This window comes from Methanospirillum hungatei JF-1 (assembly GCF_000013445.1).
Classification (GTDB): domain Archaea; phylum Halobacteriota; class Methanomicrobia; order Methanomicrobiales; family Methanospirillaceae; genus Methanospirillum; species Methanospirillum hungatei.
In genome coordinates, this window is record NC_007796.1 from 2,582,031 (window position 1) to 2,593,633 (window position 11,603).

Here is an 11,603-nt window from a genome sequence, read left to right on the forward strand (position 1 = left end):
CCGTCAGCAATTTATTCTTCGCTCCTTTTTTCTTCGTGTTTAGATAGGGGGCCGGCTCTTTCCGGTCCCCGGTATTGATATTCACTGACAGTTTACCGGAGGTTCGATAAACATGTTCTCAGTATTTGGTATTACAGACCCTGCTATCTGGATGGGGTACGCAATCGCGATAGGCCTGGCCATAGCCTGTGTTATCTACGGAGCTCTGAACTGGAACAAAGGAGGACGCGATCATGGCAGTTGACCCGGCGGTTACGATCATCCTTGTTCTGGTGTATGTTGCAATCACCTTGGTGCTTGGATACCTTGGATACAAAAAAACCATTCATGCAGAAGATTATCTGCTGGCCGGACGGGACAGTCATCCGGTGATCATCGCCCTCTCATATGGTGCGACGTTCATCTCAACATCAGCAATCGTGGGGTTTGGCGGGGTTGCAGCAAACCTTGGTATGGGACTTATCTGGCTGACGGTTTTTAATATAGGGGTAGGGATTCTTCTGGCATTCGTGCTCTTTGGAAAGAAGACACGGGAGAAGGGAGCAGAAACCGGGGCGATTACATTCCCTGACCTTATGGGCAAGATCTTCAATACCCCAAAACTCCAGTTCATCAGTGGTATTATCATCCTGCTGGGGATGCCGCTGTATACCGCTGCGGTTCTGATAGGAGGTGCACGGTTTCTTGAGACGACCTTAAGCATCTCCTACACCACCGCCCTGATTGGATTTGCAGTCATCGTTGCTCTCTATGTCATCTATGGCGGGCTTATTGCAGTTATGTACACCGATGCGTTCCAGGGAGCGATCATGCTCATTGGGATGACAATTCTTCTGGTGCTGACCTACATATATGTCGGTGGCGTGACTGCAGGCCATAAGGCACTCGCTGCCATGTCTGACCTGGTTCCCGAGACACTTGCCGGGCAGGGAATGACGGGGTGGGCATCAATGCCTGAACTAGGCTCACCCATCTGGTTCACCCTGATAACAACGCTTGTCCTTGGTGTTGGTATCGGTGTCCTGGCCCAGCCCCAGCTCGTCGTCAGGTTCATGACCGCACGGGAGAACAGGGCATTAAACCGGGCAGTACTGGTCGGGGGTCCATTCATCCTGATGATGACCGGAGTGGCATTTACGGTTGGTGCATTGACAAATGTCTATTTTTACCAGCACATGGGAAAGATTGCCATTGATGCAGCAGGGGGGAACGTAGACTCGGTCATTCCCCTGTATATCAATACCGCCATGCCAGACCTGTTTGTGATAATCTTTATGCTGACCCTGCTTTCAGCGGCAATGTCCACCCTATCGTCACTCTATCACACCATGGGGACCGCTCTTGTCTGTGACCTCTGGGGCAGAGGACAGAAATGTGCCATGTCACTTCGGGCAAACCAGATTGGATGTATTGTGATGATGATCCTGAGTGTTGTTCTGGCTCTTGCCATGCCGGCGAGCATTATTGCCCGGGCAACTGCGATGTTCATGGGCCTGTGTGCCTCGGCATTTCTCCCGGCATTTGCAGTAGGGGTGTATTCCAAACGACCTTCACGGGCGGGGGCGATGGCCAGTATGATATCAGGAGCGTTCATCTGGTTCTTTTACACGGTTTTTATCCATACCGCCGAAGCAAAGGCCCTTGGGATCTCCCAGTTCCTGACCGGATCAGTAACGATACTGGGTGCACCCTGGACCGTTATCGATCCCCTGGTTATTGCACTCCCAATATCACTCATCGTCATGGTTTCATTTCAGGTTCGTGAACGTAGCGTGGGAGTGAAAAGCCAGGTATAAGGAGGGCAATAATTCCGGTTTTAAATAAAACCAAAATTTTTTTCCCTTCCAGAAAACGATGATATTCAGAGAGAAAGAATGCTCATTTTACAAATCAGGAAAAAGATTTCATCTTCGAAAAATAATACTCCGTCACCGGTACTCAGGAGGTTATAAGATGAACTTCAGACCAGGGCTTTCCCTGCTTATTATCCTGTCATTTCTTATGATTCCCGTGTTTGGGGAAGACCTTACGAAAATATACGGGAGCATCCCAAAGAACGGAATAAACCAGGTCACTCTTGACAACTCAGCAAATGATAAGGAAGCAGTTGTTGTGTTTAAAGAGATGAACTGGCCGATACCATTTGCAGTATACCTGGCTCCTCACCAGACCGGAGTATTGAAACTGCCCTCTGAGTCATACCAGGTGTATTATACACTCGGTCGAGGCTGGAATGTTGCTGAAAAGCGGTTCCATAGCGAACCGGAATACTACATGATGACGGGTGTATTTAACCCCGCCGAAACTGGTCTCATCCATGAAGAAAAACTTCGCCCGGCAAGGGTTGTTGATGATACCTGGGATCCTGATGCATATGTCCCAAGCACATATGGAGAGAAGATAGATTATGCTGAATGGAAATGGGCTGAGAGCACCATCCCGCTCTATCAAAATACAGGTTCTCCCGATACACGGGTACCTGTCGATGAGAGTGATTTCCCTCTTTCCTAATTTTTTTATATGTATTCCCCCTTCCCTGACGAATACGTGCTGAAGATTATGCAGATACCTTTCTCGTCATAGCTGAAAATGGGGTACTAAAAAGAGACGAGGCTCATCATCTGGGTGAAATGGCTCGGTTTAGAAATCGTCTGGTCCACCAGTACTGGAGAATAGATATTGCGGATTATGCTAAAAAAATCCTCGACCTTTTAAAACCCTAAAGATAATTAATTTCTTTTTCAGATAATTATCCGAACCAAGAAGGAAAAAAATTAGATATAGGGGTTGCGGAGACCCTTGTTAACACCGAATGTTGCACGGTGTTCGAGCTCCTTCTGGTTCTTGGTGATCTTTTCGGTTGCAAGCTTAGTGACGAGTTCAAGACCTGGCTTGACGCTCTCAATCGGCTTGGTCTCAAAGATACCAGCGGCGACTGCCTTGTTCCAGATATTTTCTCCATTGTTGTTCCGGATAAACACAGTGGACCATCCGTCAGGAGATCCGACTGAACCGGTGGAGATATCAGCAAGGTTTGCCACGTAGTCAAGACAGACATGGCAGCCTGGCTGTTCGTACTTGTGAGTGAGTTTGAGCGGGATCTGGGAGACTGCACCACGGTTGGTGTATGCCCAGTATTTCCCCTTCCCGATATCGGTCTTCTTGAGTGAGTGCAGATCAACATTGCAGTGGTCCTGCACGATCTGAGTCATGCTCTGGTATGAGAAGTTCTCCATACAGAAAATACCCATTGCAAGAGCAATCTTGTCACATACATCACGAAGTCCGACCGGGTAGAGTTGTGCTTTTCGAAGTGCCTGGATCTGACAGGGAGTTCCGACAATACCGACCTTGTCAAGACCATACTTGCGTACAGACTCTTTCAGGACAGACATGTTTGGACAGACATTGTATCTGGTTCCCCGTGAAGACAGGATCTCCTCTGGAGTGGTTGCCACAATCGGCTTTGGCTGCCATGGCTTCTCTCCCTGGCCTGCAACGATTGCACCATCAATGATACCCTCTTCAAGAGCGTAGAGGAACATTGAGGTGACAATCCCGCCATCCTGGGAGCAGCGCAGAACTTCTGCACTGGTGCTGCGGGCAGCGACTGCGGATTTATATTTGCCAAGATAATCCATGATTAGTTCCCTCCCGGGTTCATGGCACCATCAATAATACCAAGGATGTTTTCGTACTGGTTCACAACATCAAAGCTGAAGAATGCACGTGGGCAGGCTGCATAGCAGGCTCCACACTTGATACACATATCACGCTGGATGTTAGGCTTGCCTTCTTCCATGGTGATGGCGAAGACCGGACAGGACGTGGCACAGGTACCACAGCCCATACACAGACCCTGGTTAATAACCTTGGTCATGATGTCACAGCCACATGCCTCACTTGAAGTTGCCTTGCTTCCCTCACTGGCAAGTGCCATGAGCGGTGCAAGGTATGCTTTTGCAAGTGCCTGCTGCTCGGGAGTTCCCTTCAGGAGCAGGTATGCCATGACACAGACATTTCTGATCTGCTGCGGGCATGGAGCACAGCCGGGGATATACACATCCACATCGATGACATCACCGATTGGGACAAATCCCTCATGCTGTGGCTGGTTCCACTGTCCACCACGGCAGAACCGGGTGATATTTCCATATGCAGCACAGCCACCGAGAGCAACAACAACTGCTGCTTTCTCACGGGTTTCTTTAATCTCTTCTACTGACAGTTCATCCTGCAGACAGACTGACCCCTCAACCAGTGCAACATCCATCTTTGGAATGTGACGTGCATCGGCAAGAGTTAAACAATATACGAGGTCAGCGTAATTGTCAAGGATGGTGAATAACCCCTCGTAGTTGTCGGCGAGGGAGACAAGACATCCTGTACACCCACTCATGTGTACATGTCCGACTGTTATTTTGTTAGCCACAGGCCTTTCCTCCTTCTTTGGTTCTTCTTTCGCAATCGGTTTAGATACTGGAGCCGTAGGTTCCTGCGATTTCGGAGCAGGTCCCTTCTTCTCCTTTTTCCCGAAGATCAATGATAGTAGTCCCATGATTTACCCCAATCATTTTCAGCACGAGCTGTACTGTCCTTGGGATCGCTTCTGTTACCTCTTCGGAGAGTCCTATCTCAAATTCTGGTTCAGAAACCCGCTTCGGCTGACACCCGATGATATCAATCTTCACCCGGTTTTTCAGCTGGTGAATGGGTTCGGTTAAATCCCAGGAATGAGCATCCCGGTATTTTCCCGGTGGCAGATCATCAGGGCTGATGATTGCAATCTCTCCAGGTTTTCCTCCGAAATCAGCAATATCTATGATGAAAAGGTGTTTGACCGGTTCATCCGATTGCGCAAGAAGGGTAAAGAGGAAATGCGGACCACCAAGGCCGGCATCTATTACCTTTACATTCTCGGGCAGGTCGAGTTTCTGGAGTTCCTCGACTACGGCCGGTCCAAACCCATCATCCGCAAAGAGCGGGTTTCCGCACCCGCAGATTACGATCTCCTGGAACAGCATGCGCAGGGCACTCTCACTGGACAAGCTTCTGGGCGACAATCTTCTTGCTCTCGTCAACTACCAGCATGTGGGTAGCGCAGGACACACAGGGGTCATATGCACGCATGATGACCTCGGCAAGCTGCCATGGTGCTCCCTCGAGAGCCCGACTGCAGGTCGGGAAGTTCCATGTGGTCGGAACAAGAAGGGTGTACTCCTGAACTTTTCCATCCTTGACGCGGGCAAGGTGAACATCACAACCACGTGGTGCTTCGTTGGCGTTCCATCCAAGGCTGCCGTCACCCTGTGGGATCTCGTCTGCAAGTACTGAACCATTGCAGTCAAGTGCATCACAGGCTTCGATCATGGTGTACAGACAGTCCGGGTACTCCATCTGCCGTGCAATCTGCAGACCCATTGCACCCTTGCGGTCATAATTCTTGAACTGGACCAGACGGGCACGGGGACCGACTTCGACCGGCTGACCGTCATAGAGCGGGACTGAAGTACAGGCCTGCATCTGTGGCCAGGTCTTGGTTCCGACCTTGGTGGTTCCACCGACCGGGTAGTCTGCATCTTCAAGGCTTACTTCGAGTTCTCCCTGGTACCAGTTATATGGTGAGACATCGGTCCACCGGTCTGGATCCCACTTCGGTTCAAAGTCAAGACTTGAACTGTCGAAGACAGGGTCTACTGCCATGTAACCCTGGTCATGCCATCCGAACTTCTCCGGAATCTCGACTTCGGTCTTTCCGACAGTAACGGTGCCACGGTTCTCCCAGTTTTTGAAGACTGCAATCATGAAGTCCATCTGGGCGATGGCAAGGGGAAGGGCCTCCTTGGCAAGATCATAGATCTTCTGTTTTGCCTGTGGGGAGATGTTGTAATACATACCACCGACCCGGGGGTTTCCTGGGTGAATGGCTTCTCCACCGACAATCTCACCTACTGTCTGCCCGATCTCACGAAGCCGCTGGATCCGCTTTGCAACGGTTCTGACTGGCTCTTCCGGAGTGAACGGGTTGATCTTGGTGTCTGTTCCTGGAATGTACATATCCGGCAGACTCAGAATATTGTGAAGTGCATGGCTGTGCAGCCTGTTTGCACACTGAAGGATTGTTCTGAGCAGATATGCATCCTGTGGGATTTCACAACCGATCGATGCTTCCATAGCGCCGACGCCTGCGAGAGTGTGGGCGATTGGACAGATACCACAAACACGGGATGAGATCTTGGGTGCCTGGTGCATGGTCTTCCCTACACACAGTTTCTCAATACCTCTTACCGGAGTGATACTCAGCCAATCTCCACGCTCAATTATTCCCGCATCGTTGACTTTAAGGACAAGCTTGGAGTGTCCTTCATGTCGTGTGGTTGGGGAAACTTCTACTACTTTGGACAAGAGAATCGCCTTTGATATTTGTTTGTTCGCAATGCTGTACAACTCATATCAAGAGCCCTCAGGAGATCTGAGGGTATGACCGTACCATTGTACGACAAATGGCATTTGGCTATAAGATATATCTAATTTGCCATTTGAAAGGAAATCATGTCACGATTGTGGGCTGATATCCAGAAAGGATTAATACGAACATACATTTTTTCACAATCAGTATGATACAGAGCTGCCTGAGTTCGTTCTCCACCCCAGCAATTAGACTATAAATATCTTATAATTTAGAGGGTTTTAGAGCAAATAAAGACTTTATTGAATCCAAATACAGGCACTCATTCTCTTTGAAAAAAAACATTTTTGTGTTACTCAATCAATCGGTAAATTTTCCGAGTGCCTTTTGTAATGGTTTCGGTTTTTTAAAAAAAGACTGAAATTAGTCGCTTTTAAACAAAACTGATGAAGAATACTGCTTCGCGCTCATACATACCCCTGATTAAACCTATAGCAATCGATATATTCCGGAAAAAAGACACGTACATGAGTCATTGGACATGCCTCACGGAACCTGTCTTTTTCGATCCACTGCCTGCCAGTCCATACTCTGTGACATCAGGCACTACCAGGAAGATGCCGAAAGTATCTTCAGAAGGAAGGAGCGGTTTGACCAGGACAGGAGGGATTTTTATGCACGTACCATGGTCCTTTTTGCTTTGACAAACCGTCTTATGGATCTGGCACGTGAAGTCAGCCTTATCCGGGGATATATCAGCTCCGAAGAGCAGGTGAAAAACAAGGTTTTCTTTAAACGACTCCATGATCACGGGGTGATCTCATGGGAGATGCGTCAGCAGATGATAGACCTTGTCAATTTCCGTAATCAGGTCTCGCATCACTTTTATGAAGTAACAAGAGATGACATTGAAAAAGTCTGGCAGACGATGCCAGTCTGTTCTGAGTTCGTCAGCATCATGGAGCAGGAGCTAGCCTCTCATGATCGTGTAAAAAAGGGCATGGTAATTATTGCCGGAACTGCACTTATCCTGCTGGTTCTCGTGCTCCTCTGGTATTTTAGCTGACATCAAGATTTTCACCATTGATCTCATCCGCAAGCTCGGCAATAGTTGCCTGCCGTTCTGCAAACGCATCATGCTGGTGAATACTCTCTTCATTATCCTGTGCAATGGTAACCACGGAATCACCGGGAAGATCGCCAAACTCTGCATGGACCCGGCGTGCCATCTCTCTGACACAGTCCTCGACAAACCGCGGGTTCTTATGAGCCGAAAGAACCACATGACCCTCATCACCACGCTTTAAGAGTTCAAATATCGGCGTAGACATAGACTGCTTGAGAATCATAATGATCTTCTCTAGTTTTACATGACTCTCATCATCGGTCTCGATAGAGAGGAACCCTCTCCCCCGCTGATTATGCGTAGCCATGGGAACTTCTTTGAAGAATGATTCTATCTTATCCTTAGCAATATCCAGGTTTTCCATAACCTCCCGTGCCCGTTCCTGCATAATATTCTGGGCACACGGACACGCAGTCATACCCGTAACCTCAGCACCGATGCTCTTCCTGACGATAGGGTCTTTAAATGTCCTCTGTGCAATCGCACTGGCAAACACCTTGACTACCTCCTGGCAGAGTGTTCCGGTGACCGGAGTTTCTCCGGCGACCATGAACTCAGACCGCATCTGCACTTCGGTCCGGTCTGCATACTCATGCTTATCTAAAAGCCGCCGTGCAACACGGGAGCAGAGCTGCTCAATCTCTTTTACTTCTCCTTCTATCGCAGATTGTAAAACCTCGTCGATAACCTCAAAATTTCTGGAAAGGTTTGCTCCTTTGAGACTTCCGGGGAGATCTACAAAGATATCAAAGTTGGAGATGAAGATAACCGGACGTTTCCCTGGTCTGGTAACTTCGACCAGTTTTTTTACATTCTTTACACCTACCCTGGTCAGGTTAATCCTGACATCAGGAAGAGTGGACTGCACATCAGGCAGTTCACGGGAAAAACCCCTTTCAGATGTTTTTAGCAGAGACATTGCGCCCTCGGAGAAAAATATTGAGTGGTTCCCATAAGTGGGATCCGAATTATACTAAAACTTTTCAGTTGGGATTCTGATTTTCTCGTACGCTATACCCACAGCCGCAGGTGCACCATACCATCTCATCCATAAAAACAAGGGATATTTAATTGCGGTTGTGAAAGAAATTATGAATGCATGGTCGAATCATACGAGACCCTTCTGAATAAGGCATACGAGGAGGTGACAGAACCGTCAGAGGATGGAGAACGCTGGTCATACCCTGAACCCAAATCAATAATTGAGGGGAAAACCACCATCCTTGAGAACTTCTCAGACATTGTCAGTGCTCTTCGGCGCGATTCTGATCACCTGATGAAATACCTGCTTGGGGAACTTGGTACAGCAGGAAAGATCGACGGGTCACGTGCAATTTTCAATGGAAAATTTGAAGATTCACTCTTCTCCCCGATGATCCGCAGCTATGTCGATGATTATGTCATATGTTCCGAATGTGGGAAACCTGATACCAGGCTCTATAAAGATGACCGTATTCTCATGCTCAAATGTGAGGCATGTGGAAGTCACCGCCCGGTCAGGAAGAGGAAGTCCAAGGTTGAATCCGGATCCTCCGGTCTTGAACAGGGCAATATCATCGAGGTCAACATCGAATCCACGTCCCGGCGTGGGGACGGAGTGGCTAAAGTCGGGAAATATATCGTGTACGTTGCCGGGGGTCGTCCGGGCCAGAAGGTAAAAGTAAGAATAGCAAAGATATCAGGGTCTATTATCTTTACAGAAAAACCCTGAATCTACTTTTTTGCTGATTGTTCAAGCGAGGATAAAAGTTCCTCGCACTGGCCGGACAGGCGCCTGCATGCATCCAGGACTGGTTTTACCGGGTCGGCCTTATTGTGAGTAGTAACGGTCAGGACCGGGTCTGAAAACTGAAATTCAATGACATAATTTGCAACATCAACCGTAGGATCAGTAAGAATCTCGGTCTTTAATGCGTTCATGAATGTATGTCCCTGGCCGGCAAGAGAAATCCTGACCTTATCCTCACCGAGTTCGAGAACCGTAATATTCATTTGTACTTTGTTAGAGTTCAGATCAGATAAAGGTAGAGCGCATAAACAGATTAAAGGGTGAATACCTCTCCGTCATGACCCTGTCCAGGTGCATCAAACGGAATGATATGACTCATATGCACAATACGGAAATCCTTCACCTTCAGTTCTTTCGCAAGCCGTATTGCCTCTTCGTAGTTCAGATGCTTTTCAACCTTCTTATATGAGTCGGTAAAGAGACCGTCAATGAAGAGCATATCCACGCCCCGTAGCAGATCCCTGGACTTTGGCGGGATAAGTTCATTGGTATCGGACGTATAGCCGATTCTGGTCCTGCCATCTGATATTATGACCCCTGTGGTGTAGATATTCGGGTGCTCAACCCTGACCAGCGTAACCTCAAGCCCGCAGGTGATAAAAGGTGTGTACACCTCAACCGGCCGCTCTTCCCTGATAAGAAAGTGAAAGACAGGGCTGCATGACGCAAGGACCTCAGGAGCACCATATACCGGGGGGATACGTTGGACCCGGTAAAAATCACCAAAACCCATGAAATGATCATAATGCCCATGGGTCCAGATGACCGCATCAATCTTCGGTGATCCGGCCTGTAAGAGCTGCCGCCTCAAGTCAGGTGTTGTATCGATGATGAGGTGACGGTCTTCATTCGTTATCAGAAGAGATGTCCGAAGCCGCTCGATTCCTGCCTCTCGTGCATAGGTACAGTTTTTACAATGACACCCGACATGCGGTGTCCCTACGGCATCCCCGGAGCCCAGGATTCGGATTTCCATCAGATCCAGTTCCTGGCTTTATGCTCATCTCTGGTTTTTATCAGGAGTTCCCCCTTGATGATGTCATCACGGGTGAGCTCTGTACGGCCGTCGGTAAGCGCAGAGAGGATCGCCTCACGGACCAGCATCTTCAGGTCTGCACCTGAAAACCCTTCGGTCTGCTCTGCAACCTGTGCGATGTCAACATGGGTTTCTGATTCAGTAAGCAGGCGGCGAAGGATTAACTCACGGGTCGGAAGGTCTGGCAGATCAAAGGGGATGACTTCATCAAACCGCCGCCATGCTGCCTCATCAAGAAGCTGGGGGTGATTGGTTGCACCGATAAGGAGGACTCTGTTTCTAATCAGGCTGATCCTATCAATATTCTTCAGGAGCGCATTCACCGCCCGCTTCATAGCCCCGTGGTCATCCCCGACCCGACTCTTGGCAAGGAAATCAAATTCGTCGATGAAGAGAATACAGGGAGATAACAAGCGCGCCACATCAAAGATCCGGTCAATATTCTTTGATGTCTCTCCCAGATACTGGGATGTAACCATAGAGAGCCGGACTTCAAGAATCGGCATATGAAGCACTCGTGTCAGGGCAAAGGCTAGTGAGGTCTTCCCAGTACCCGGTGGTCCGATAAAGAGCAGTTTTCCAATCTCATAGACCCGCCGGCTTTTCAGGAACTCAAGGTGTTCAAGCGCAACCTTTAGTTTGACAATCCGGCTGAGCTGATCAACAGAGCAGATGATGTCGTCAATCGTCTGCTCCACCTCCTCCGGTGCACTGATAATGATAAGATCAAGACCTGATCTGAGCTTGTCATCCTCGGCAAGCATCCGGGAGATCCGCCGATCCAGATAGATCCTGCTGTCCTCAAACCGGGGGTTTCTGTCCCTGACCTCTTCATATGTGATACTGAATGAGGGATCCTGCTCCCGGGCAAACCAGGCAAGGGCAGGGTTTTTCTCTATCCGGGCCCGCCCGCCATTCTTCAAAAACCAGGTCAGACCGGCAGGAAGTGAGGTTATCCGAAGCCGGTGTCCGAACTCTTCGTATAACGTGAGAGGATGCTTATCCAGCCTGAGGTGCGCATCAGGAATACCAAGCACTCGCTGCAGGGCACTCTCGGCAACGACAACCGGAGTGCGTTCACCGTCCATAGAATGGATCCCATAGACTTCACGGGCAACCGGAGTCAGATCGTTGACGCTCAGGTTAGAATACTGATTATAAACCTCAGCAGTCAGGAGCAGTTCTATCAGGTCCAGGATCTCCTCATCACGGGTCATTTCGATAATCCTTATACTACGTTTTC

14 protein-coding genes are annotated in these 11,603 nt (G+C 48.9%); 6 read left to right on the forward strand and 8 right to left on the reverse strand.

Annotated elements, in window-relative coordinates; genetic code table 11:
* Positions 1-112 precede the first annotated feature (112 nt).
* The 4 genes from MHUN_RS19760 (at position 113) to MHUN_RS20050 (ending at position 2,723) form a co-directional block, all read left to right on the forward strand.
* A complete protein-coding gene (locus MHUN_RS19760; protein WP_275039184.1) occupies positions 113-244 on the forward strand; it encodes a symporter small accessory protein in 132 nt (43 codons plus the stop codon).
* Entirely contained in the window at positions 234-1,796 is a 1,563-nt protein-coding gene (locus MHUN_RS12100; RefSeq protein WP_011449289.1) for a sodium:solute symporter family protein, read from the forward strand. Before MHUN_RS19760 ends, MHUN_RS12100 begins: the two co-directional genes overlap by 11 nt.
* A 157-nt stretch (positions 1,797-1,953) precedes the next feature.
* Positions 1,954-2,511 (forward strand): hypothetical protein, encoded by a 558-nt coding sequence (locus MHUN_RS12105; protein WP_011449290.1) that lies wholly within the window; start codon positions 1,954-1,956, stop codon positions 2,509-2,511.
* A 32-nt stretch (positions 2,512-2,543) separates the two neighbouring features.
* Positions 2,544-2,723 carry a HepT-like ribonuclease domain-containing protein gene (locus MHUN_RS20050; protein WP_083758461.1) on the forward strand — a complete coding sequence of 60 codons (180 nt, stop codon included), beginning with the start codon at positions 2,544-2,546 and terminating at the stop codon, positions 2,721-2,723.
* A gap of 51 nt (positions 2,724-2,774) precedes the next feature.
* On the opposite strand, the gene frhB is transcribed toward MHUN_RS20050, so the two are convergent.
* From frhB to frhA, 4 genes are read right to left on the reverse strand one after another with little or no spacing between them, the layout of a single operon-like run.
* Positions 2,775-3,641: a coenzyme F420 hydrogenase subunit beta gene (frhB, locus tag MHUN_RS12110; RefSeq protein ID WP_011449291.1), complete on the reverse strand. Its 867-nt coding sequence runs from the start codon at positions 3,639-3,641 to the stop codon at positions 2,775-2,777.
* A 2-nt stretch (positions 3,642-3,643) separates the two neighbouring features.
* The gene (gene frhG / locus MHUN_RS12115) at positions 3,644-4,558 is read right to left on the reverse strand and encodes a coenzyme F420 hydrogenase subunit gamma (RefSeq protein ID WP_083758462.1); all 915 of its coding nucleotides are present in this window, start codon (positions 4,556-4,558) and stop codon (positions 3,644-3,646) included.
* Positions 4,473-5,024 (reverse strand): coenzyme F420-reducing hydrogenase, FrhD protein, encoded by a 552-nt coding sequence (gene frhD, locus MHUN_RS12120; protein ID WP_011449293.1) that lies wholly within the window; start codon positions 5,022-5,024, stop codon positions 4,473-4,475. Before frhD ends, frhG begins: the two co-directional genes overlap by 86 nt.
* A 13-nt stretch (positions 5,025-5,037) precedes the next feature.
* Complete coding sequence (frhA, locus tag MHUN_RS12125) at positions 5,038-6,405, reverse strand: coenzyme F420 hydrogenase subunit alpha (RefSeq protein ID WP_048068020.1); 1,368 nt, start codon at positions 6,403-6,405, stop codon at positions 5,038-5,040.
* A gap of 545 nt (positions 6,406-6,950) precedes the next feature.
* Here frhA and MHUN_RS12130 point away from each other — a divergent pair.
* On the forward strand, positions 6,951-7,475 hold the full coding sequence (locus MHUN_RS12130; protein WP_011449295.1) for a HepT-like ribonuclease domain-containing protein: 525 nt from the start codon (positions 6,951-6,953) through the stop codon (positions 7,473-7,475).
* On the opposite strand, the gene mptA is transcribed toward MHUN_RS12130, so the two are convergent.
* A complete protein-coding gene (mptA, locus tag MHUN_RS12135) occupies positions 7,468-8,454 on the reverse strand; it encodes a GTP cyclohydrolase MptA (RefSeq protein ID WP_011449296.1) in 987 nt (328 codons plus the stop codon). The genes MHUN_RS12130 and mptA overlap by 8 nt on opposite strands.
* A gap of 180 nt (positions 8,455-8,634) precedes the next feature.
* Between mptA and MHUN_RS12140 the strand changes: the two genes are divergently transcribed.
* Positions 8,635-9,246 (forward strand): translation initiation factor IF-2 subunit beta, encoded by a 612-nt coding sequence (locus tag MHUN_RS12140; RefSeq protein WP_011449297.1) that lies wholly within the window; start codon positions 8,635-8,637, stop codon positions 9,244-9,246.
* 2 nt (positions 9,247-9,248) lie between these two features.
* Here MHUN_RS12140 and MHUN_RS12145 read toward each other — a convergent pair whose 3' ends face one another.
* Genes MHUN_RS12145 through MHUN_RS12155 form a run of 3 tightly spaced genes read right to left on the reverse strand, consistent with a single transcriptional unit; the run spans position 9,249 to position 11,577 of the window.
* Positions 9,249-9,527: a DNA-directed RNA polymerase subunit L gene (locus tag MHUN_RS12145; protein ID WP_011449298.1), complete on the reverse strand. Its 279-nt coding sequence runs from the start codon at positions 9,525-9,527 to the stop codon at positions 9,249-9,251.
* A gap of 50 nt (positions 9,528-9,577) precedes the next feature.
* Complete coding sequence (locus MHUN_RS12150) at positions 9,578-10,300, reverse strand: MBL fold metallo-hydrolase (RefSeq protein ID WP_011449299.1); 723 nt, start codon at positions 10,298-10,300, stop codon at positions 9,578-9,580.
* Complete coding sequence (locus MHUN_RS12155; RefSeq protein ID WP_011449300.1) at positions 10,300-11,577, reverse strand: ATP-binding protein; 1,278 nt, start codon at positions 11,575-11,577, stop codon at positions 10,300-10,302. The genes MHUN_RS12150 and MHUN_RS12155 overlap by 1 nt, the downstream gene beginning before the upstream one ends.
* Between the last annotated feature and the right edge of the window lie 26 nt (positions 11,578-11,603).